The sequence below is a fragment of the Bacteroidota bacterium genome (genome assembly GCA_041658205.1).
Taxonomy (GTDB): Bacteria; Bacteroidota; Ignavibacteria; order UBA10030; family UBA8401; genus UBA8401.
Genome location: JBBAAO010000002.1, coordinates 672,356 through 696,650, shown reverse-complemented (window position 1 = coordinate 696,650; position 24,295 = coordinate 672,356). Strand labels below are relative to the sequence as shown.

19 protein-coding genes are annotated in these 24,295 nt (G+C 43.0%); 10 read left to right on the top strand and 9 right to left on the bottom strand.

The features are described from left to right. Position 1 precedes the first annotated feature (1 nt). The 8 genes from WDA22_14835 to WDA22_14800 all read right to left on the bottom strand — a co-directional run bounded on the left by WDA22_14835 (position 2) and on the right by WDA22_14800 (position 11,038). Positions 2-484, bottom strand: a complete 483-nt coding sequence (locus WDA22_14835) for a hypothetical protein (GenBank protein MFA5834751.1) — start codon at positions 482-484, stop codon at positions 2-4. Next, positions 484-3,009: a hypothetical protein gene (locus WDA22_14830; GenBank protein ID MFA5834750.1), complete on the bottom strand. Its 2,526-nt coding sequence runs from the start codon at positions 3,007-3,009 to the stop codon at positions 484-486. The genes WDA22_14835 and WDA22_14830 overlap by 1 nt, the downstream gene beginning before the upstream one ends. A gap of 106 nt (positions 3,010-3,115) precedes the next feature. Next, a complete protein-coding gene (locus WDA22_14825) occupies positions 3,116-5,158 on the bottom strand; it encodes a hypothetical protein (GenBank protein MFA5834749.1) in 2,043 nt (680 codons plus the stop codon). Between the two features lie 123 nt (positions 5,159-5,281). Beyond that, positions 5,282-6,286 (bottom strand): response regulator, encoded by a 1,005-nt coding sequence (locus WDA22_14820; protein MFA5834748.1) that lies wholly within the window; start codon positions 6,284-6,286, stop codon positions 5,282-5,284. Positions 6,287-6,335: 49 nt separating this feature from the next. Next, positions 6,336-8,432 carry an ATP-binding protein gene (locus tag WDA22_14815; GenBank protein MFA5834747.1) on the bottom strand — a complete coding sequence of 699 codons (2,097 nt, stop codon included), beginning with the start codon at positions 8,430-8,432 and terminating at the stop codon, positions 6,336-6,338. Positions 8,433-8,478: 46 nt separating this feature from the next. Next, positions 8,479-8,871 (bottom strand): response regulator transcription factor, encoded by a 393-nt coding sequence (locus WDA22_14810; GenBank protein ID MFA5834746.1) that lies wholly within the window; start codon positions 8,869-8,871, stop codon positions 8,479-8,481. Between the two features lie 88 nt (positions 8,872-8,959). Then, a complete protein-coding gene (locus WDA22_14805; GenBank protein ID MFA5834745.1) occupies positions 8,960-9,592 on the bottom strand; it encodes a response regulator transcription factor in 633 nt (210 codons plus the stop codon). A gap of 6 nt (positions 9,593-9,598) precedes the next feature. Beyond that, positions 9,599-11,038: a PAS domain S-box protein gene (locus WDA22_14800; GenBank protein ID MFA5834744.1), complete on the bottom strand. Its 1,440-nt coding sequence runs from the start codon at positions 11,036-11,038 to the stop codon at positions 9,599-9,601. 386 nt (positions 11,039-11,424) lie between these two features. Between WDA22_14800 and WDA22_14795 the strand changes: the two genes are divergently transcribed. Genes WDA22_14795 through WDA22_14780 form a run of 4 tightly spaced genes read left to right on the top strand, consistent with a single transcriptional unit; the run spans position 11,425 to position 18,382 of the window. Then, positions 11,425-16,155, top strand: a complete 4,731-nt coding sequence (locus tag WDA22_14795; GenBank protein ID MFA5834743.1) for a DEAD/DEAH box helicase — start codon at positions 11,425-11,427, stop codon at positions 16,153-16,155. Positions 16,156-16,210: 55 nt separating this feature from the next. Beyond that, the gene (locus tag WDA22_14790) at positions 16,211-16,441 is read left to right on the top strand and encodes an addiction module protein (GenBank protein ID MFA5834742.1); all 231 of its coding nucleotides are present in this window, start codon (positions 16,211-16,213) and stop codon (positions 16,439-16,441) included. Next, the gene (locus WDA22_14785) at positions 16,438-16,728 is read left to right on the top strand and encodes a type II toxin-antitoxin system RelE/ParE family toxin (protein MFA5834741.1); all 291 of its coding nucleotides are present in this window, start codon (positions 16,438-16,440) and stop codon (positions 16,726-16,728) included. The genes WDA22_14790 and WDA22_14785 overlap by 4 nt, the downstream gene beginning before the upstream one ends. Before the next feature lie 19 nt (positions 16,729-16,747). Then, on the top strand, positions 16,748-18,382 hold the full coding sequence (locus WDA22_14780; GenBank protein ID MFA5834740.1) for an amidase: 1,635 nt from the start codon (positions 16,748-16,750) through the stop codon (positions 18,380-18,382). On the opposite strand, the gene WDA22_14775 is transcribed toward WDA22_14780, so the two are convergent. Continuing rightward, positions 18,383-19,300, bottom strand: a complete 918-nt coding sequence (locus tag WDA22_14775) for a formylglycine-generating enzyme family protein (protein ID MFA5834739.1) — start codon at positions 19,298-19,300, stop codon at positions 18,383-18,385. It lies immediately after the preceding gene. Positions 19,301-19,522: 222 nt separating this feature from the next. On the opposite strand from WDA22_14775, the gene WDA22_14770 reads away from it, so the two are divergent. The 6 genes from WDA22_14770 to WDA22_14745 all read left to right on the top strand — a co-directional run bounded on the left by WDA22_14770 (position 19,523) and on the right by WDA22_14745 (position 24,260). Continuing rightward, entirely contained in the window at positions 19,523-20,362 is an 840-nt protein-coding gene (locus tag WDA22_14770) for a methyltransferase domain-containing protein (GenBank protein ID MFA5834738.1), read from the top strand. Between the two features lie 12 nt (positions 20,363-20,374). After that, complete coding sequence (locus WDA22_14765; protein ID MFA5834737.1) at positions 20,375-21,337, top strand: ion channel; 963 nt, start codon at positions 20,375-20,377, stop codon at positions 21,335-21,337. A 3-nt stretch (positions 21,338-21,340) separates the two neighbouring features. Continuing rightward, positions 21,341-21,811 (top strand): NYN domain-containing protein, encoded by a 471-nt coding sequence (locus WDA22_14760; GenBank protein MFA5834736.1) that lies wholly within the window; start codon positions 21,341-21,343, stop codon positions 21,809-21,811. Between the two features lie 82 nt (positions 21,812-21,893). Further along, positions 21,894-22,562 carry a cation transporter gene (locus WDA22_14755; protein MFA5834735.1) on the top strand — a complete coding sequence of 223 codons (669 nt, stop codon included), beginning with the start codon at positions 21,894-21,896 and terminating at the stop codon, positions 22,560-22,562. A 16-nt stretch (positions 22,563-22,578) separates the two neighbouring features. Continuing rightward, positions 22,579-23,244, top strand: a complete 666-nt coding sequence (locus tag WDA22_14750; GenBank protein ID MFA5834734.1) for a metal-dependent transcriptional regulator — start codon at positions 22,579-22,581, stop codon at positions 23,242-23,244. Then, positions 23,241-24,260, top strand: coding sequence for a metal-dependent transcriptional regulator (locus WDA22_14745; GenBank protein MFA5834733.1), 1,020 nt, complete (start codon positions 23,241-23,243; stop codon positions 24,258-24,260). Before WDA22_14750 ends, WDA22_14745 begins: the two co-directional genes overlap by 4 nt. The last annotated feature ends 35 nt before the right edge of the window (positions 24,261-24,295 follow it).

Below are 24,295 nucleotides of genomic sequence, written 5' to 3'. Positions count from 1 at the left end.
TTTATTTCTTGTTCAAATCGGCAAGCTGCGCGATCTTTTGCTGATACTCCTTGGCTACAAAATTTTGCGGGTCAAAAAAATAGACCCGCTGGATTTCCTCCAGTGCTCTGCCAAACTCTTTTGCTTCAATAAATTCGTCTGCCCGTTGGAAATAACTGTTCTTCACTTTTTCCAGCAACACTGCCCGTTCATCGGGAACAATCATTCCTTCAGAACGTTTTTGCGCGCGCCGTTCACGGTCGTTCACTGCACGATCGGTTAACAATGATAACACATGTTCGTTTTCCATTCCTTTTTCTTCGGTGAATTCAACGGAAGAAGGATACGGAAGCGTTGTGACAAATTGTTCCAGAGCGAACAGGTAAAGGTTGTGGAGGTCTATGATTTTCGCGTCGCGAATGATCTTCAATGCGTGGGAATATTGATGCCGGTGTACTTCGTGTTGCGCTTCACGAAGCAGCGTTGTGAGTGAGTCGATGCTCATTATCCTGCTGCTTGTCCGCTGGAGTAGATCAGTTTTAGTCCTTGTGCTGCTTTCTGATCGTGATCGGTCTGTTCGGTTCGGATCTCTGCATCGAGTTTCAACAGTTCTTCATTCTGCATGTCCACCGTTAAACCATGGGCAATTTCATCGAGCGCTTTCGCATATTCCTTTTGCGAACGGAATTCCGTTGCTACGCGAACGTGAATGCGAATAAGTCGTTCTTGCTCTTCTTTTGAAATACGCTGCTGTGCGGAGGGAGAGGATACAGCGCTCGATTGTCGTTCATTGATGCGTGCATCATGCAACGCAGTGACACGCTGCTCAAGTTTCAGCAGATCGTCGTTCATTGGATCGATTACTAATCCAGAAAGGATCTGCACGAGTGCTTTGTCCAACATGTTTGCCATAAGATGGTTTTGTGCCTGTGCAAGATGCGACGCCACCCGTTCATGACGCATTTCGCTTTGTTTGGAATCGTGCGTCTGTGCAATCACCGATTCAATATCTTCCAGCAACGCTACCGATTCTTTGCGGTTTGGATCAAATTCAATCGCTTTTCGTACGGCAATAATCGCTTCATCAAACTTACCCACGGTGAAATATTCCTTTCCGATCACCAATAATTTTTGGATCTCGAGATTGCGGGATTCTTCGCGCTGTTTCAGTTTCCATCCTTCGGACGCGTTGGAAATTTTCTGCCGTAAATTCAACAGCTCTTTATTCTGTTCGTCGATTACGAGACCGCCGTTCACTTCGGAAAGAGCCTCTTCAAATAAATCACGATCGAGGAATTCCGTCGCATGTTGAATGTGCCGCTGAATAATTTTCGATTTTTCATCAAAATCGCGCTTATTATGCTGATCAAACAGGAATGCATCGAATTCTACTTGCAAATCCTGTTCGTACTTCTGTATGTCTGCATTGAGCGGATCGAGAATAAATGCTTTTGCCACTTCATTAAACGCCTTGCTGAATTGGCTCATGGATCGTAGCCGTTCCGCTTCCAGCATATGGGATTGGATTTTTTCGTTGACGGAATTCTTGGTCTTCTGTTCGTTCAGCACTGCTTGCTGTGCGGTACGTTTCTGTACATTTTGATGTTCTTCCCGTTCATGAAGAATCAGCTGCTCCACTTGTTTCACATCCTCGTCAAATGGATTGATGATGAACGCAAGGGCAACTTCACCCAGAGCCACTTCAAACTGTTTCTCACCGAGGAACTTCCGAGCACGGTCCAAATATTGCTGAATCTTTTCTTTATCAATACGCTGTTGCGCACGAACTTCTTCTGATTCTCCCTGCATCGCTTTTGAGCGATCATTCTGCTCAAGCCGGATCACTTCTTCTTCCTGCTGACGCCGAATCTGTTCCTGCATCGCCCGTTTGCCTTCCTCTTCCAGCCGGAAATATTCTTCCTGCATTGCAAGAATCCTGCGTTCACATTCCTGCAGATCGTCGTTGACGGGATCGAGCACCGTTGCCCGTGTAATTGTGCGAAGAGCGTCGGTAAATTTTTGCTGTCTGGCGAGCTGCTCAGCATTCGAGATGTGCTTTTTAATAGTTGCAACAATCACTTCCCGTTTTTTCTGTCGCTCTTCCAGTTGCTTTTGATAAAGTTCCAATTGATGCTGTTGCTGCTGTTCTTGGGTTTCAAGAATTTTTTGTTCCAGACGCAGCACTTCCTCGTTTAACGGATCGATCACAACAACAAATGCTAGTTCACCCAATGCTTCATCCAACTTATTAGCAAGGTATAGTTCGTTCACATGCTGCAGGTATTGCTTTACTTTTTCTTCCTGAGCGCGTTTCCGTTCCTGTTCATCACGCTTTACTTTTTCTTCTTTTTCTTTTTGATACTGCTGGGTTTGCGACTTAATAATTTCCTGCCGCTTCAACCGGTCTTCTTCCATCTTCCGCTGCTTGTCCGCTTCTTCATCCCGGCGGGAATCTTCCTGTGCTTTACGAATGGTATCTTCCAGAGTGTGAATCTTGTCATTGACCGGATCCAGAAGGTAGGCGCGGGCAATCTCATCCAGTGCACGATTATATTCTTTTCGCAGGTAATAACTATTAGCACGATTTAAGAATGCGGCAATCTTTGCTTCGATGGCATTACGCCGCAACTCATCGTTCTTTGACTTTTCTTCTTCCTCTTTTTTATGAATCTCAACGGCTTGTTCCTGCTGTGCAGCTACGTTTGCACTATGTTGTGCTTCAATGATGGCAAGGTTGGATAAATGCTGCAGGGTCGGAGCAATCTTTTGTTCAGCGCTTGGTTCAGTACTAGGTGCTGCTTGCTTCGTCCCCTTCTTTGCCTCTTCCTGTTGTTTTGCTGTTAACAACGTACGAACACGCTCCTCATACGCTAAGGCGTATAAGTGACGGGAGTCGAACGATCTGGCCTTTGCGATGAGCGTCAGCGCAGTTGCAAGATCCCCTTCTTTCACAAGCTTATCAGCTTGCTTTAAAAGAAGAGCAACTTCTTTCAATCGCTCAGATGTTGGTAATGAAGGGTTTTCAGCCATGAAATTGATCGGTTATGTGTCTACACTTACTCCTATCTTAAAGAAATAAGATAGATTTGTCAACAACTTAACCCGTTAGAATTTTTTAACTTTAATTTGACCCTTTTTATGAAATGACCGATTCATTGGATAATTCGTTCAATCGCTTTCGCAAGGAAGCGGCACCTTTGTGGTTCGGATTCAGCCGAAGGGCTAAATCTACCTCGAAAATAGCCTCAAATGTTCTTTTTTCGGACATAAATTCCATCGCCTTACTGAGATGGAATTGGATCACCAGTTCTTTATCTTCATTCGATTTCTTTTCTTCCATCTGACGCTGTGACCGTTCAATCTCATCTCTCATTTGCAGAGTTTCAAATCGTTTCATGTCAAAACTCATTGCATAGTCCACCCAGCCAAGGGCTTCACTGAATGCTTCCCGTGAAAGTGCTTCCCTTGCCATTGCCAAACTTTTCTTGACACCTTGATCCATTTTAAAGGATTCCTGCTCACGCTGCTGCTTTTCTTCATATTGAAGAAATTCCTGCTGGATCTCTCCCTCCAGTGAAAAAAGCGATTCGTTCATCGGATCATGCCGATACGCCTGGGCAATTTCATCAAGTGCTTCTTGGTAACGAGACTCTCCTCTAAACTTTTGAGCATTCTCAATAAATTGACGAATGGTTTCTGCTGTTTGATGGTCACTTGCACTTTCTGGTTCAACAAGCATTTGCAGAGAAGGTTTCTTCAACAGCTTTGCTTTCTTTTGACCGTCAAGAATTTCCCGCTGAAGTTTAGCGATTTCTTCATCGAACGGATTGATCTTGAATGCCTGCGCAATCTGCCTCAATGCATCGTCATAATTTCCTTGACTGACATAACCGCGGGCCTTGGAGAGAAACAACAAAATTTCTTCTTCATCACGAAGCAGTTTGGATTCCACGTCGATCCGTTCGCGGATCTGTTCTCGCTTCTGTTGTTCAATGGACAAGCGGTGTAATTCCGATTCCTGTTTTCTCCTTCGTTCATCCTCCGCAAGCTTCTGTTCATCACTTTCAATGCGTAGCGTCTCTTCTTCGATAACAAGAATCTTTTTTTCACAGGTGAGAATATCTTCATTTGTCGGATCGATGAAATAGGCCTGAGTGATGACCCGTAACGCTTCAGAAAATTTCTTTTGGCTGAGATACTCTTCCGCTTTTTCCAGATTCTTTTGAACCGTTATGCGGATCATTTCAGCTTTCTTTTTTTCTTCCTCTTGCTGCTGCTTCTTCAGCGCAATGTTCTCTTCCTGTTTTTTGTTTTGCGCTTCCCGTATCTTCCAGTTTAAACTGAGCACTTCTTCGTTGAGCGGATCGAGGACCATGACGAATGCCAATTGACTGAGCGCTTCTTCAACTCTATTGTCACCGAAGAGGCCCCGCGCGATCTGTAAATACTCGCGGATCTTTTGAGACCGAGCTTGTTTATAGGCCTCTTCTTTCTTTCTAATTTCTTGTTCTTTTTCCTGCTCTCGCAGAAACTGCCATTGCCCCAACAACTGTTCCCGCCGTTTATTCTCTTCCTGCCCTTTAATGCTGTTGAGCGATGCCTCTCTCCGATCGTGATCCTCTTGAGCTGTTTTAATCTCTTCTTCAATCTGCAGAATCCGTTCATCCGTCGGATCCAGCATGAATGCGCGAGCGACTTCGTTTAACGCATTGCGGAAATCCTGCTGTGCTTCACGTTGGCGGGCGCGTTGAAGATAATCCGCAATCTTTTTTGCAATTCCCTTCCCGCGCAATATCTCCTCCTGGCGCTGATCTTCTTCATGTTTTTTCTGGAGGGCGTAGACTTCTTTCTGTTTGTAAGCAGAGACCGCACTTCGTTTTACTTCCTTAATTGCAAGATCGAGAATTTTTTCAAGCGTGGGCATCAGCTGTTGAATAACCGATTCTTTTGCTCCTTCTTCCTGACCACGTTCCTCGGTCTGTTTGAGCAATACCGATCGGACATATTCTTCGTACGCGCGGGCATACATGATGGTGGGATTCTTTTCGCGGGCGTGCATAATCTCATCAAGCGCACTCTGAATATCTCCCTGCCGAATAAACTTATCAGCATTTTTCAGGTAGGCAATCACCTCGGTGAGGTGTTCAGCGCCAATTATTTTTTGTGAGATGGTTTGCATCAAAAAAAAGATTTACCCTTTGGTGAGGCTGTTCAATCCAAACAATAAACCCCGCGTGGGGCGGCGGGGCTTGTTGTTGGCTGCCTGTTCATAGTCCAAAACAGTACTTGATGGGCAGCGATGTTACTTGTTTTTATTTTTGTTCAATAATGCCTGAGCCGCTCGCAAACGAAGCCGTAATGTGCTCTCTTCGTTCTTCACAAATCTGTCTGGAGCAATTTCTTCCGCCATTTTGAGAACATTTTTATGCGGGGTTGATTTGAACGCCTTACTTCGTTCAATTGCTTTCTCCAACGTGTGTGAAATCTGATCCTCGGGCATTGGTTTCACAAGATAACGGAATACGTTCAACTCATTAATTGATCGAATGGCCAGTTGCGCATCTTTCACTTCCGTCAGAATAACAGAAACGGTATTCGGATATTCACGGCGGACCGTATCAAGGAAACTGACGCCATCGACATCGCCAAAATTGATATTGCTGACGATAACAGAGACAGGCTTCTTTGCCATTTCTTGGAACGCAGCATCAACGGAATTCACTGCAACAACGTTAAATGCACTTCCGTATTTTTCGACAAGTCTTCCCGTTTCTTCTTCACTGTAATCCACAAACAGCACGGTCTGACTTTCTTCTTCAACCTCGATGTGCACCCGATGACCGGAGACGGGATGTTCTTCCGTTACCGCCTCATCTATTTTTTGCATCTCGTCTTCCTGCAGTTTGGAAACTTTATCAAAAATCTCAACACCAAGTTTCACCACATACAGCATGAATTCACCCTGCCATGGCTTGTTGATAAAGCGGAACACTTCGCCGGCATTCACGGAACCGATAATTGCATCAAGATCCGAATAACCGGTCAACAGCATACGCACACTGTTGGGACTGATCTCTTTTACCTGGCGCAACAATTCATGTCCTAACATTCCGGGCATGCGTTGATCGCTGACAATCACTTTAATCGGGACTGATTTAATAATTTCCAACGCATCAAATCCATTCTCTGCGAGGTACACTTTGTATTTACTCTTAAACAACATATTCAGCGATGAAAGAATCATCGGTTCATCATCGACAAATAAGATGTTCGCCTTTTCTTCGATTACTGGGTTTTGTGTTTTCATAGGTTACTCCTTGCGCTTCAATGATTTCTATTCAACGTTAATTTTTTCGTTATACCGCAGCAGTTTCTTTCTTCCCAACTCGTGGCTGCATCACCGGAATCCGAACATAGAAATCTGTACCGCGTCCGATTTCGCTTTCCACTTTAATTGATCCGCCATGTTTTTCAATGATCTTGTAGGATATCGAAAGTCCAAGTCCTGTTCCTTCACCAATTTTTTTGGTGGTGAAGAATGGTTCAAAGATTTTCCCAAGATTTTCTTTCGGAATACCCTTTCCCGTATCCGAAATTTTTACGACAGCCATATCCGGATTGCCCGGTTCTTTATAGGTACGGATACTGATTGTTCCTTGTCCTTCAATTGCCTGTGCAGCGTTCGTTAATAAGTTCAAAATAACCTGGTTGTATTGAGCCGGGAAACATTCCGCCGATAAATTCGGCTGGAAGTCTTTTTTCACGACTGCTTTATTCTTGATAACGTTATTTGCGATAACAAGTGTTGCATCGAGTGCGTTGTTGAGATCGACCTTTGCAAGATCTGCTTCATCAAGACGCGAGAATTCTCTCAAGTTCCTGATCAGTTCCTGGATACGATCCGTACCAACAAGCGCCTGCGACAACATGGTCTTACTATCTTCCAGCACAGTATTTTTTTCCAACTCTGTTGCAAGATTTGCGAGATCCGTTACGGTTTCTTCTAATCCATCTTCCACACCATTCACCAGCATATCGAGTAATTTGCGGTACTTTTCAATTGCATCATTAATCGTCTGCTGATTGCTGATCATCATTTCAATATTATTCTTTACATAACCAAGCGGAGTATTAATTTCATGAGCAAGGCCGGCGACCATTTGTCCGAGGGACGCCATCTTCTCTCCTTGCACAAGAGCGGTTTGTGTTTCGCGCAAGGCTTTGTTTGTTGCTTCAATTTGTATTCTGTTATCTTCAAGTTCTTTATTACGGGAAAGCAAACTGAGAGCGATCTGGTTGAACGACCGTCCTACACGACCCAGCTCATCACGCGTTTCTACCTCGACCACTTCTGTAATCTTGCCTTCGTTCAACTGTGTTGCCACACCTTCCAGTGTATGCACCGTATCGATCACCGAACTGTAGAAACCACCCAACAAATAACCTACGAAAACAAGAACAAGGAGCGTACCGGCAATATAAATCAACACTTGACTCTGAAACGTTTTAATACGGACTTCGATCAAATTTTTCAGAATGGGAAGTTGAACGTCAAACACTTCCATACCGGCTTTAATCGGACGATCAAGAATATTCAGATCGACACCGCGGGACGCGCGTAAGCTATCGTCCAAAATTTCGGCTTGCAGTAATTCGATGTATTGATCCGTTGTCGATTTCAAGTCTACGTAGGAGGGCTCAACAATCGGAGAAACGGGTTGATTGTATGTATTGATTCGGTTAACGGCGTCAGCAATATCGGCCATGAGTGGTTGAATATTTCCGGCTTGGACCGTAAACGCCGTGCGTTGTTCCGGCGTTAACTTAGGCGTTTTCGCCGCAGTCGTCAACAACATCTTGGATTGGCTGAGGGCTTCGGTAATTTGCAGAGCTTTGAAACTGGTGATGTTCATCAGATAGTATGTTTCAATATCCGTATCCAGTGTAAGGTTGGAGTTATCGGCTACGTCAACAACAAGGGCCAAAATATCCGAAATTAATTTATTATGCAGTTCTTCACTTTTATCCATTTTATGTGTGAAGGCACGGCTCTTCAAGTTTTTCCAGTCGATCTTAATATTCTTCCATTGTTCCCGCACAGCCAGCGCATCGCCGTATTGCGTATCAGCAGAGTCAACACCGAGCACTGCCTGTTCAATTTCCTGTTGCGACAGAACCATACGCTCTTGCGCAGATGAATCACCCAAGAAAAACTGCACTGAGCTTTCGCGATGCAATTGCACTTTTTCGTAAAATAACCGCAATGTGGAATTGTAGGCAATCCCCGTCAATTCTTTCTGTGAATATTCCACATCTTTGTTGATCTGTGTAGTAACAACATACAGCAGACTGAAACTCGGTATCAACAACAGCAATGCAACAACGGCAAATTTTTGCAGATAATTGAGGCGGTTCATCAGTAACGCGCCTAGACTGAAAATTGCTTGTCTCATATGGTAACTCCGTTAAATATTGAAATAAGTAAATTAAAAATAAACTTTATGCTGCTGCCGATAATTTTTGGATTACATCAATGACGCGATCGAATTCAATAGACTTATCAAAAAAGAAATCCGCTCCTTCTTCGAAGCATTTTTTCCGGTATTCATCCTGCGCATAATTTGTCAGCATAATCACTTTTGCGGTGATTTTTTTTCCGCGAATGTTTTTGAGAACATGAATGCCGCTGCCGCCGGTAAGAAAAATGTCGAGGATGATGACATCGGGTTTTGATCGAACAATGGATTCTGTTGCCGCAAGAGGATTGTCGGCATATCCAACAATATTGATGGTTGCAACTTCAGACAACATCGATGTCAATCGATCGCGAACGATCTCTGAATCATCGACAATAAAGACATTTACTGATTTCGTACTATTCACTGTTTGCATAATAAGTATAACTACTATACTAAACATTTGTAGGAGAATGGTATCAGAGAAACAAGGTATTTTATGTAGGTGTTTGTCCTACAAGGGTTTATTCCACAATTTTATTTTGCATAGCATAGCGCGTAAGATCGGCGTTGGTGGAAAAATGAAGCTTCTCCAAAATGCGTGTGCGATACGTACTGACAGTTTTTACGCTCAGGGATAATGCGTTAGCAACTTCGGAAACGGTTTTTCCGGATGCGATCAATTGCAACACTTGAAATTCTCTGTCCGATAATTGTTCGTACCCTTCCCCTTTTTTCGGTTCCTGTACTAAGGCAAGCAGTTGGTCGGAAAGAGCGGCACTGATATATTTTCCCCCTTTAAGAATTTTTGTTACGGCACTTACTAATTCTTCCGGCGCACTGTCTTTCGTCATATACCCCATTGCTCCAGCTTTAATCACACGCAATGCGTACTGATCTTCGGGATACATGCTTAGCACCAAAATCGGTAGTTTCGGCGCTTGTGCTTTCACATCCTTCAATAGATCCAGACCGCTTCGCCCGGGCATGCTGAGATCAAGAATAAGAATATTAATTTTTTTTGAGGTAACTCGGGAAAGGGTTTCGGAGGCATTGGAAGATTCGCTAAATTCTACATTCTTCATCCCTTCGGAAAGAATCTGCTTCAATCCTTTTCGAACAATGGTGTGGTCATCGGCGATAAGAATGTGTGTCATGAACAATTACATGGAAGATTCGGCAACTGGAATGCGGACTCGTACCGTCGTCCCTTTGTTCGGGACACCGGCAACATTCACCTCACCGTTAAAACTCGCAGCACGCTCTTTCATTCCCAAAATTCCGACTGAGCGTGGATTGGCTAACTCGTTCTGCGCAATCCCTTTTCCATCATCTTCAATCGTCAGCAGAACATTCGATCCGTCTTTCCGAAGCGAGATGGCAACATTCTTTGCCTGAGCATGACGGATGACATTGGTTAATGACTCTTGAAAAATTCTGAAAAAAGCGGTAGACCGTTTTTCATCCATCTGTAAATTTTCGTCAAGATGGAATGTGAAATCAATGCCTGTTCGTTCGCCAAAATCTTTCCCCTGCCATTCAATTGCCGCAGCGAGACCGATGTCATCCAAAATACCGGGACGAAGATCAGTGGCAAGTTTTCGTACTTTATGAATAGTTGCATCGGCGAGTTCAATCATCGATTTCAAACGCTTCAGGATCACATCATCCGATGATTGCAATTTATTATTCACCCAGACTAAATCCATTTTCAATCCCGTCAACGCCTGACCGAGATCGTCATGAATTTCACGAGCGATGTGTGTTCGTTCTTCTTCGCGAATATTTTGCAGCCGCACCGTGAGTGCGCGTAATTGTTTTCGGGAACTGTCTATTTCAATTTCGGCATGCATCCGTTCGGTGATATCCGTAATCGTACCGACGAATCCGGCAAGCGAACCATCTGTATTAATTTCCGGAAGCGCGTGACCCATCACCCACAATTCTGTTTTGTCGCTTTCACGAAAGATTCGATATTCGGAATGGAATGGTGCTTGCTCACGCACGCATCGATGCCATTCGGTCCGAATTCTTTTCCGGTCGTGAGAATGAACGGCATTCAAAAATCCATCGCCAAATGCTTGATCATACGATAATCCGGTAATGTCGCTCCAACGCTCGTTCACATACAGATAGAATCCTTCCGGTGAAGCAAGGAAAATACCAACAGTTGATACTTTCGCAAGAGTATTGAACCGTTCTTTGCTGAGGCGCAATTCTTCCTGCACACGACGCTTATCAATAGCACTTTCAATGGCCGGTCCCAGTCGGGCAGAATGCTGTTTGAAGACATAATCCGTCGCGCCCGACCGCATACATTCAACAACAATCTCTTCGTTTAACACATCGGAATAGATAATCAGCGGTGTCAAAGAAATCATATTCTTGAGAATCGTGATCGTGTCGGACGGCTTTAATTCTGCTATTGTATAGTCAAATATGAGGATTTCGGGAGAAAAATCTTCTAATGCTTCCGGGATAAGATCGAATGACGGGAGATGGCGAACTTCATATTCCAAACCGGATTTGCGCATCTCTGTTGTAAAGAGTGCTACACTTTCCTGGTTGTTCTCAATAAATAGAATCCGAATAGACTTCCCCATTGCTATCAATTTTTAGTGTAAATGGTAAAAATTCCCTGGAAAGTATAGCGATTGTTTGAGTGAAAATCAATTTGAGAATCGTTAGAGTTTTGTGAGAATACGGTGATTCCTTTTTTTCTCTTTCTTCCTTTTTGATTACATTAATGAAAGCTCAAGAGTATGAAAATAATGCTTCGAAAAATGCCACGAAATCACAAAAACACGAAAGAGTACAAACAAGGAATTTAAGTCGATCCTTAAGAAATCCTCTCTCATCAAAAAAATGTCTGTGCTGTCTAAACGGCGACGGCATTCCTTCGGAATAAGATGGAATTCGTAAAACGTTCAGTGACATTTTGTGTTTTGGAGTTTTTGTGGGAAAGTCTCAAGGATACTGAGTACTATTAATGTCAGAGAATATTCTCCATAAATTCCATCCTATCGTCAGTTCTTGGTTTACAACAACATTTGGCGAACCATCACCGCCGCAATTGCAGGGTTGGCCTTCTATTTCCAATCGTAATCACACACTGATTGTCGCTCCGACTGGATCAGGAAAAACACTTGCGGCATTTTTGTGGTGTATTAATCATTTGGTAGAAGAGAATATTGTGTTTTCGAACATCATCGGAAATACCGAAGAACTCAAATTGAAACACTCTCCTGGTTCAAAAAGGAAATTGCTTCGTCATCCGTCATCCTTCAACTCCGCTCAGGATAACAAACGGATTTCTCGCACTGACAATCCAATGAAGGGAATTCGTGTTCTCTATATCTCTCCCCTTAAAGCGTTGAACAACGATATTCATAGAAATCTTGAAATTCCCTTAAACGGAATTTTACATGAAGCGGAAGCACAGGGAATTTCTCTATCAGAGATCCGCAGCGCAGTCCGGACGGGAGATACTACACAAACAGAACGGGCTCGGATGCTACGAAATCCACCGGATATTCTCATCACCACACCGGAATCACTTTTTTTAATGTTGTCGTCAGAAAAATCGCGCGCGATGTTTCATTCTGTTCGCTATGTGATTGTTGATGAGATACACTCCATCAGCAACACAAAACGGGGGGTTCATCTTTCATTGTCATTGGAACGATTAGAACAATTGGTAAAAAATTCGAACAATAATTCTGACGATCAACAGAAGACATTTGTGCGTGTTGGACTTTCTGCAACACAAAAACCGCTGGAATTAGTTGCTCAATTCCTGGGCGGAATGGAATGGCGGAATCATAGTCTGGTTCCCCGCACAGTGAACATTATCGACGCCGGTTACAAAAAGAATGTCGATTTAAAAGTGATCTGTGCAGCACGTGATTTTTCGGAAATGCCGATGGACAGCATCTGGTCACTCATTTTTCCGCAATTGTTACAGCTGATCCACGAACATCGAACTACACTCATCTTTGTCAACAATCGAAGACTAGCCGAACGAGTCGCGGCAAAGTTAAATGAAATTCTTGAAGGAGAACAAAACACAACGAACAATTATGCTGTCCCCTTTTACCATCAGCAGCAAACTGCAGTACAACATTTTCAACAGGTGAACGGACAATCCAATATTAAAGTGTTTGCTTACCATGGAAGTATGTCGCGAACGGTGCGCGAACAATTGGAGACCGATCTGAAACTCGGAAAGCTTCGCGTACTGATCACCACTTCAGCATTGGAACTTGGCATCGATATTGGTACTGTTGATTTGGTTGTGCAGATTCAATCCCCCAAAGGAATCGCGCGCGGCTTGCAGCGTGTTGGCCGCTCCGGACATTTAGTCAATGCAAATAGCAAAGGACGATTATTTGTTACCCATCGGGAGGATCTTGTAGAATGTGCAGTGGTAGCAAAAGGGATGATGGAACATTCCATTGAAAAAACCTCCATCCCGCAAAACTGTCTGGACGTTCTCGCTCAACAAATTGTGGCAATGGTCGGCATTGAAGAATGGAACACGGAAGAAATCTTCGATCTGATACGACAGTCATATTGTTATCGTTCACTCAGCGAAATTGTTTTTCATTCCGTTCTGGAAATGTTGGCCGGTCGGTACACTAATGACGCATTCCGCGAACTTCGTGCGCGCATCATCTGGAATAAACTTCACAATCAACTTTCTCCGCTCCCCGGCTCTAAACTTCTCGCCGTTATGAACGCGGGGACAATTCCGGATCGAGGATACTTCGGCGTCTATCTGGAAGATCTCAAAACAAAAGTCGGCGAAGTGGATGAGGAATTCATTTACGAAAGTAGGGCAGGAGACACATTCATCCTCGGTTCCAATGTCTGGCGAATGATGGATATCGATGCAAACAAAGTTGTCGTTTCTCCGGCTCCCGGTCAGCCGGCACGAATGCCCTTTTGGCGAGGAGAAGGAATCGGGAGGACGTATGAACTTGGTGTCCGCATCGGCGAATTTTTAGAACAACTCTCTACCAGTGATCATTTTGAGCAATTAAAAAATTATCCGATCGATTCAAATTCTTCACGAAACATCATTGATTATGTCCAAGATCAGAAAGTATCCACACAGATTGTTCCATCACACCTTGCCATTGTTGTTGAAGGATTCAGGGACGAAGTCGGTGACCCACGAATTGTTGTTCACTCATGTTACGGAAAAGGGGTCAATGGACTTCTCGGCATCGTCCTTACGTATATCCTTAAACAACGCCTGAATATAGAAGTGCAGATGCTCTATAATAACGACGGAATCCTGTTCCGTTGTTCTGACGCAGAACGTTTACCTCTCGATCTTTTTTCCGATGTAACACTTCACACTGCACAACAGATTATTTTGGAAGAAATTCCTTCCTCCCCTCTTTTCGGAGCGTTGTTCAGACAGAATGCTGAGCGATCGCTGCTGCTTCCGAAAGGTTCTCCGGGAAAACGAAGACCATTTTTCCTGCAACGATTAAAGTCTGCCGATCTGCTTCAAATCGTGCGACAATACAACGATTTTCCAATCGTCATAGAAACCATCCGTGAGTGCCTGACCGATGTACTGGATTTCGATCATTTTAAAGAGATCATTACGAAGATTGAAACGGGAGAAATTCGAGTTCATACCGTACAAAATGAAACTCCCTCTCCTTTTGCATCAACGCTATTGTTCGATTTTGCCGCTGTATATATGTATGAATGGGACGATCCAAAGAATAATGCAAAACAACAATTTGCGCTCATTAATAGAGAGCTGGTTGCAGAAGTAGTGAATCTTGAAGATGTAAAAACGGTTGTGCGTAAAGATGCCGTGATTAAAGTGGAAGAACAATTGCAGTTTACTGCATCTACCCGAAAAGCGCGCACTCCCGAAGAGCTGATGGAAGTATTTCTTCGGTTGGGAGAGTTGACCGAAACAGAAATGCTTGATCGTGTCGGACAAAAGATATTCATAGAACAGCTTCAATCCAAAAATATCATTGCTCCCATCTCCATCGGCAGTGCGACATACTTCATCGCCGCCGAAGAAATTCCCTTGTATCGTCCGTTCAGCATCATCGGCAAGGATGTCTTAGCGATCCTTCCGGAACATTTTCAATCCGCACGATTTGAACGGGAAGAAGCACTTCGATATGTGATCATGCGGATGCTCAGATCGCATGGAACGCTCTCCACCAACGACGTTGTCCGGCGCTTTGCACTTTCCCTCACAGAATGCGATGATATTCTTCAAAAACTTCTGAAATCCGAAAACATCGTGCATGGTATCCTCACCAAAGAAAGTGAAGAGGAACAATGGTGTTACCGTCCGAACCTTGAACGGATTCACCGTGCATCTATTTCATTGCTTCGAAAAGAGATCTCGCCGGCAACAATCTCGAATTTTACACAGCTATTGTTACAATGGCAGCATCGACTTCCATCCTCACAAGAAAAAGATGAAGAAGGCCTACGCAACGTTTTGGAGAAACTTCAGGGATGTTCTCTTCCCTCGGAATTATGGGAATCAGAAATCATCAGCAGCAGAATTCAGCATTATGATGGTAGAATGCTGCGTCAGCTTGTTCAGCGGGGAGAATATTTCTGTGTCGGAACAGGTGCAGGAAAATCACAATGGGTGGCACGTGGCGAAGGGATGTTTTTTGTAGAGTCTCACAATCAGACTTTCGAAGGATTGTCCAAACAAGCCGTTGATATACTTCAGTTCCTGCAAAAAAATGGTGCATCGTTCCTTGCTGACATACGTGAACATACATCATATACCCTTGCTGCAATCAATCATGTTTTATCCGAATTATTTTGGAGCAGCCTTATCACGAATGATATTGTTGATGAAATATTGAATATCAAGCGTTATCGTACGACAGAATCCGAACTTCCTCCGGAACGAATAGAGATTGTAAATCCACGCCGAAACCCTTTAAAATCCATTGCCATGAAGAGCGTTCGAACGGCATTCAAACAAGTGCCGGGCTGGAATGGACGCTGGTCTCTTGTACACACCAAAAGTATTCTTGGTGCACAGGTCAGCAACGAAGAGATGATTCAGAGACAAGCACAGCAATTATTATTGCGATATGGAATTGTTGCCAGAGAGATTGCTAAGCGAGAAGATAATCTGCTGCCATGGTCAATGCTGGCGATGGAATTCCAGCGGATGGAAATGCGCGGAGAAATCCGTCGCGGATATTTTGTTGAAGGATTGTCTGGAATGCAATTCGCTCTTCCGGATGCAGTGAGAATGCTGGATGAAATAAAAGCTCATCAATCAAAGAGTGAAGCGCCGATTGTGTTGAATGCCTGCGACCCGGCAAATCCTTACGGGAGTGGGGTTGATTTGAATCAGACGGAATCCGCATCAAATATGGAATCAGTCATGTTACAACCGCGAATGTCCCGTTCAGCGGGAAATTATATTATTTTTGAAAGAGGAACTCCGATTGTATGGATTGAAAATATCGGAGCAAGAATATATTTTCTTCAAACGAAGGACCCCAGTTCTAAGGTGGAACTCCTCTTCGAAGGATTATCGCAGTTTATTAATCTTATCCGGATTGCATACCCGGATAGAAATGAGATCATTCTCGAATACTGTAACAATCTTCGCCCTTCCGAATCAGGTTTTGCCGAACTGTTTCGGTCGCTCGGCTTCTATCGCGACAAAGTGCAAACAATGCGATTAGACTTGAGATAACGAGTGTTGAAACTTCATTTGTAGAATAGTACATTAAAAGAAAAAAGGTGTATTGATGTCACCACAATATGAATCGGTGCTAAGCGAAGCAATGAAACTTTCGATTGAGGATCGTCAACTGCTTGCAAAAAAACTCGAATTAAGTGTTTTGGGTTTGACCGAACAAGAAGTTGAAATGGCGTGGATTAAGATCGCTGAACAACGATTGAAGGAATATGAGCAGGGAAAAATTATTGCGTATGATGTTAATGAAACGATACAACGATTACGCAGTAAATTGAAATGAATATTCGGACCCTTTTGCTTGCCGAAGACGAACTGACAGTTGCACTTGAGTATTATGAAAATATTTCCATCCGAACAGCCGAACATTTTATTGATGATTTTCATGATTGCGTAGAACGGATCAGACAATTTCCCACCGCTTGGGCACCCATTACAACAACCTTACGAAGATGCTTATTCAAAAAATTCGAATATAGTATCATTTACACAATAACACCCTCAGAGATTATTATCATTTGTGTTATGCATAATAAACAAAAACCTGATTACTGGCTTTCACGAATTTGATCTTTTTCCTGGACAATATATGAAAATTCTTTACCTCTTTTTTCTTGTATCAATCACTAGCCTCTTTGGACAAGATTCCATCACCACACGTGATATTTTTTCTGCCGAAAAAATCATTGGCTTGCAATTCAATGAAGCAAAACGAGAATCGCTCCTTGGTGATGTGCAAGGACAACTCAAAAGTTTTCAATCCTTACGGAGTATCCCGCTTTCCAATAATGTTGTCCCCTCAATGATCTTCAATCCAATTCCATTTGGAATGAGATTGATAAGTGGGAAAAGCGTGTTTTCTCCAGAAGGCTCTAAAAATGTTTCCCTTCCACTCAATTGGAATGATCTGGCATTTTACTCTGTCAGCGATCTTTCCGTTCTCATTAAATCACGAAAGATCACCTCGGAACAATTGACAACGCTCTATCTTGAACGGATAAAAAAATATCGACCGATGCTTCAATGCATTATCACGGTAACGGAGTCCTTGGCGTTAGCACAAGCACAACGGGCTGACAAAGAGATTGCTACGGGAAAATATCGGGGACCTCTGCATGGGATTCCATACGGCGCAAAAGATCTTCTCTCAACAAAAAAATATCCCACAACATGGGGCTCTGTTCCTTTCAAGAATCAGTTCATCGAAGAAGATGCAACAGTGATTAAAAAGTTGGAAGCCGCCGGTGCGGTGCTTGTCGCAAAAACCGCAATGGGCGAATTAGCATGGGGTGATGTGTGGTTTGGAGGAAAATCAAAAAATCCTTGGGATACCACGCAAGGATCAAGCGGTTCCTCTGCCGGATCTGCTTCGGGAACAGCTGCCGGATTGTTTGCCTTTGCAATTGGTTCGGAAACATATGGTTCCATCGTCTCTCCTTCTACACGTTGCGGGACTACAGGACTTCGTCCAACGTATGGACGTGTTAGTCGGTACGGCGCAATGGCGCTCAGCTGGTCCATGGATAAACTCGGACCAATATGCAGAACTGTTGAGGACTGCGCGCTCGTGTTCAACGCAATTTACGGACCGGACACAAAAGATCAGACTGTGTATGATCTTCCGTTTATTTATAATCCAAAGAAAACCAATCTGAAAAAACTGCGAATCGGATATTTGAAATCGGATTTCGACAGTGTGAAATCCGGAAAGCAATTCAATAACACAGTCCTTGCCGTTCTTCAACTACTGGGAGCAACATTACTCCCAATTCAATTGCCGAATCTTCCCGTGGATGATATTTCGATTATGCTTGGCGCCGAATCAGCTGCTGCATTTGACGATCTCACACGCAGCGGGCAGGACGATCTCATGGTACGTCAAATTAAAAATGCATGGCCGAATTCATTCCGTGCATCACGGTTTATCACAGCAGTCGAATATATCCAGGCAAGCCGAGTGCGTCAATTATTGATTCAGAAAATGCACAACGTAATGGAGACGATCGATGTTTATGTCGGTCCTTCATTTGAAGGAAGTAGTTTGTTATTAACGAATCTTACCGGTCATCCTTGTGTCGTTGTTCCAAGCGGATTTACAGAACAAGGAAGACCAGTCAGTATCACCTTTACAGGTAAGTTGTTTGAGGAAGGCACTCTTCTCTCGGTTGCAAAAAAATATCAGGATGCAACGATCAATCATTTAAAACATCCTGATCTCCATTAACTAATTTTTCATTTCCCGTACAATACGGAAGCCAACCCGGCTTCCCCGGTATGACTGATGCAAGCGGCTTCGAGTTGTAGTTCGAACAGCCGTTTCGCCGTTCATCCAAGATCCGCCGCGCAAAACACGAAACGCATCATCCGATACGGTATGCGGATTAATTTTTTCATTCTGTGTATATTCACCATAAGAATCAGCGCACCATTCAAGAACATTTCCCGACATATCGTATAAACCCAACATATTCGGACGAAACGAACCAACGGGTGATGTAAACACAAAACCATCGTTATAGCCTGACCAATATTTTAACTGCGAAAACTTTCCGGCTGCAGATTCATCGGCGACATTACCGCTTGGGCCGCCGTTTCCCCATCCATATCTCGGCCGCATTCCTCCTTCTCGCGCCGCAAATTCCCATTCTGCTTCGGTCGGAAGCCTCACAGCAAATTTTGTTTTTTGGGAAAACCATTTGCAGAATGCAACAGCATCATTCCAACTCACACAGACCACAGGATGAGATTCAGTTTGTGAAAAGCCAGGCTGTCGAAATGTTGAGCCATAATCTTTGCTCCAAGCGGCACCATCCCATACAAAAGCCCATCCTTCTTTTTCTGCGTCGGTGACGTAATGCGATTCCGAAACAAACTGTTCGAATTGTCCAACGGTAATTTCGTATGTACTGATCATGAAATCACCAAGCGTTACGTAACTCACCGGTTTCTCATCTACATCCCCTTCATTAAAAACATCACCCAGCCGAAATCTATTCCCTTTAATAAGGCAAAATGGTAATAATTGGGATTCAACAACAACTTCTTCTTTCTTGGCTTCAACAAAATGTTTTGGCGGCGTTTCAGCAAATAGGGAATAAACAATCAACAATAGAATAATAATAATATTTTTTAGGTGATTCATTTTCTCTCCTCCAATAATTGGTCTGCAAAAATACTATGGAGTTAGTGTTGAATACAAGAGGTGTACAACGAATTAAAGAAATGATAATGATGTCGATACAATCCCATAAACGTACATTAACCGTACACACATATTCACTGAATAATGCACGCGATATTTATTTTTCTGTTTGTTGCATTTCGCGTCATCCATTTCTACATTGTTTCACAATTTATTTTACTTATGGCCAATACGTTCTCTCAAATTCTTAACCATCAACGCGCACCCGATTTTTTATTCCGTTTCCCGCGTATCATATTCGTCTACTACCTGCTGAATCATCTGACAGCACTACGAATGAAATATACACGACGGGCAATCCGCCAAGTAGTAACAACAATGCCTTTGCCAAAACGAATTGTCGATGCGGGATGCGGCATGGGTGATTTTTTATTTACTGTACGGGAATTCCAAAACGGTAAACAGCTTATCGGCCTTGATGTTTCGCAATCGAACATCGATGTGTGCAATTGTTTGATGGAAACACTGAAAAAAAAGAATATGAAGTTCGTCTGCAGCGATCTGAATGCTGCGGAAATTCCTCCGCAACAGGATCTGATCATGTGTATCGCGGTGATTATGCTGATGAGTGATGATAAAGCATTATTGAGAAAATTCAGGGATGCACTCGCGCCACATGGACGATTATTACTTTATGCAGCTGTCAATTATCGGCGAACCCTCACGTTATACAAATGGTTTGCGCAAAAAAAGGGTTTTGATTATGATGAAGTTATTGGCAGACCGCAGACGTATAATGATGAAATACTGGAGCAACGAATTAAAGAATGCGGCTTTGTCATAGAAGAAAAAAGACATTCCTTCGGCATTGCTGCCGCAACAATGTTTGAAATCTCTGCGATCTTTGAATGGCTATTCAAAACATGGCATCCTGTTCTTACCCTACTGTTAATACCTTTTTATCTTATATTTTATCCGCTGTATCTCCTTTCCATGTTTATTGATTATCACGGAACCAGAGCAACAGGAAATGGTGTTATGATTATTGCTAAAAAAGCGTAGGCGTTAAACAGTATGAAAAAACTCAAACCAATTGTCCAATCCAGAGACGATAAAAATGATCTGGGATTCGGGTCACGGCTTTCACAGCAGCTACATAACCGCATGATGAACCGCGACGGCACGTTCAATGTTGATCGTGACGGTATGTCCATTGTCAAATCCATGAGCATGTATCATTGGCTTATTACCCTTTCGTGGACAAAGTTCCTCTCCATTATTGTGTCATTCTATATTTTAATGAATTTTATCTTTGCCTTCGGCTTTTATCTTTGCGGATCGGATGCGCTGAACGGCACTGAAACTACCACTGTTACAAATCATTTTTGGAATTGTTTCTTTTTTAGTGTAGAGACTTTTGCAACGATCGGTTATGGAGCCTTAAATCCGAGAAGTATGGCAGCGAATTGGCTGATGACGTTTGAAGCATTTTTGGGATTGCTCAGCGCTGCAATGGTAACCGGTTTGCTATTTGCACGATTTGCGAGGCCAAATGCAAAAATTCTGTACAGTAACAACGCCGTCATTGCGCCATTTAAAGACGGGAAAGCATTAATGGTTCGCATTATTAATCAACGATCGAGCCAATTAATCAATATCGAAGCGCAGATTATTTTTTCGTGGATGCACGAGAAAGATGGGCGAAGGGTTCGTCAATATCATACTCTTCCGTTAGATCGACAAAAAGTAACATTTTTTCCTTTGCACTGGACAATCGTTCACGAGATAGATGAAAAAAGTCCGTTGCACAACAAGGGTAAAGAATTTTTGGAACGAGCAGAAACTGAGATGTTCGTTTTGATTACGGCAACCGATGAAACTTATTCGCAAATTGTCCATTCCCGATCATCGTATCGGTATGATGAAATTGTGTGGGGAGCAAAGTTCAAGGATATCTTTGTGAAAAGTGGAACCGGAAAGGCAATCGGAGTAAACATGAATCGGATCCACGATTACGAACATGTTACCGTCGACTAGTCTATGCAGCATTTTATTATTGATGGTTACAATGTCATTCACGCTGTTCCCGCACTAAAGAAAACACTTTTGCATGATGCTGAGTCAGCACGTGAACTCTTGATTCATTCCGTCGGCCAATTAACGCACACCAAAAAATTTCGCTGCTCCATCATTTTTGATGGAACAGTACCGGATCATTCCCTGAAACAACCCGCCCATGCTCCAGTGCATGTTGTGTATTCCTTTCCTTTCACCGCTGATGGTAAAATGAAACAAATGATCGAACATTCCCGGAATCGTTCACTCCTTACTATTATTACTTCAGACAGAGAAATCTTACGCTTCGCAAAAAATTACTCCTGTCAAACTCACACTTCAACATATTTCCATAACCTGCTTTCTGAAGCAAATGACACTGTCACTGAAAAGTCTGATGTGGCACTTAGTAAATCTCAAATTGATGAGTGGTTAAAGATTTTCGGAGAAAAATAAAATTTTTTGAATTTTCTCTTGACTTTAACGCTTCCTTGATATAAATTTAGGTCAACCTAAATTAAATATCTGGGAATATAAAATGGAAACTGCCGCAATAAATCAGCCAATTTCAGTTGAAAAGCAAAGGTTGTATAATTTCGCACTCTACCTTAGCATTTTTACGATTGTCTATAATATCGCCGAAGGACTCATCTCCACATTTGTCGGATTTTCCGATGAATCACTTACTCTTTTTGGATTTGGTGTAGATAGTTTTATTGAGACAATTTCCGGAATTGGTATAGCGGCGATGGTAATTCGAACCTCAAATAATCCTGCTAGCCACAAAAGTCTTTTTGAAATCACTGCACTAAAGATCACCGGTTGGTCGTTCTATGTATTGTCCGGTGGATTATTGATTACGTCTATCCTCTCTGTTATTTCAGGAAATCAACCGAACTCTACATTTTGGGGTGTCATCATATCCCTCATCTCAATCGTTGCAATGCTTGGTCTTATCTATTATAAAAAGAAAGTTGGAAAAGCATTGGATTCGAAAGCGATGATTGCAGATGCAAATTGCAACGTCGTCTGCGTGTACATGTCCATTACATTATTGGCTTCGAGTTTTTTATACGAAGTGTTTTCTCTTCCTTACGTTGATGCAGCCGGTGCTTTGGGACTGGTCTATTTTTCCGTGAAAGAAGGGAAAGAATGTTTTGAAAAAGCAGAATCGTTAAACGACACTTGCTCATGCGAACACGATTAACCGAAGGAACAGTGATATGGCTAGCGAACAAGTAGAAAATTATCTGAAAAATATTTATAAGCTCTCTTCCAATGAAGGAAAGGTGACCACCTCTTCCCTTTCTGAAAAATTGCAGATCTCCCCCGCATCAGTATCAGAAATGATAAAGAAACTCGCGGAAGAAGGAACACTGACACATACGCCGTATAAGGGAGTAGAGCTGACAGAGGCGGGAAAACATCTTGCACTTCGAATCATCCGTAAACACCGGTTGTGGGAAATGTTTCTCGTCCAGGTGCTTCATTTCGGCTGGGATGAAATTGACAACGAAGCAGAACGTTTCGAACATATCATGTCCGATAAGATGGAAGAGAAAATCGATCATGCATTAGGCCACCCGATGATTGATCCGCATGGTGATCCCATTCCCACAAAAGATGGCGAGATCAAATGTTCTATGAGTTATCCAATGGTCGAAGCGCGCGATGGTTCCATCGTACGGGTGTTACGCGTTAGTGATTCCAATTCTGAAATGCTGCAATATGTTTCATCCATCGGCATATCGCTGCATAAAGAGATTACGATCAAACAAAAAATGAATTTCGACAATTCGATGCTGGTGAAGATTAACAATAAAGAAATCAATATCAGTTCAACAATCGCCTCGAATATTTTTGTGGAAAATGTGCAGGAGAAAATATGATTGACCCCGGCAATGCATTAATAATTTTTGGAATTTTTTCCCTTGTGGCAGCACTATTCCTTTTTCCCAAATATGGATTGTACTCCCGATGGAAACGAGCGCGCCGAGGAATGAAACGGGCAGTGATCGAAGATGCCTTAAAACATATCTTTGATTGTGAATACAAGAATATATTTTGCACGACAGAAAGTATTGCAGGTTCGCTTTTAATCTCAACGGATAAAGCCGCAGATTTACTCACACGATTATCAACGATGGGATTACTGCTCACAAATGATAACGGAGTAAAATTGACTGCAGACGGACGGTCATACGCGCTCCGGATCATTCGCGTTCACCGTTTGTGGGAACGATATCTTGCGGATGAAACAAGTGTTCCGCCAACAGAATGGCATTCTTCTGCAGAATTAGCTGAACACAATCTTTCTGCTTCAGAAGCGGAAGCACTCGCAGCACAGATTGGCAATCCAAATTTTGATCCTCACGGAGATCCTATTCCGACACCAAGCGGGGAACTACCGCCCAAAAAAGGACACTCATTGCTGTCACTCAACGGCGGTGAATTTGCCGTCATCACACATATTGAAGATGAACCTGAAGCAGTCTATGCGCAGCTTGTTGCACAAGGATTATATGTTGGAATGCAGGTGATGATGATCGAACGCTCGAACGAGCGCGTTCGATTTGCGGCGGACGGAGAAGAGATCGTTCTCGCGCCGTTGTTGACAAATAATTTAACTGTTGCAGCAATTACCGAGGAAGAACATCTCATCACTTCCCCGCTTGAAGCACTTGGATCTTTAAAAATCGGTGAAGAAGCGAAAGTGTTAACCATTTCAAAAGCAATGCGCGGTCAACAGCGAAGACGATTGATGGATCTGGGCGTAGTTCCCGGAACAATTATTAAAGCAGAAATGACAAGTGCTTCTGGTGATCCAACGGCGTACAATATTCGAGGTGCACTTGTTGCGCTTCGTCAGCAGCATGCAAATATGATTTTCATAGAGAAAAATTAAAACGCTTCGACTCATCCCGATGAATCGGGATCCGC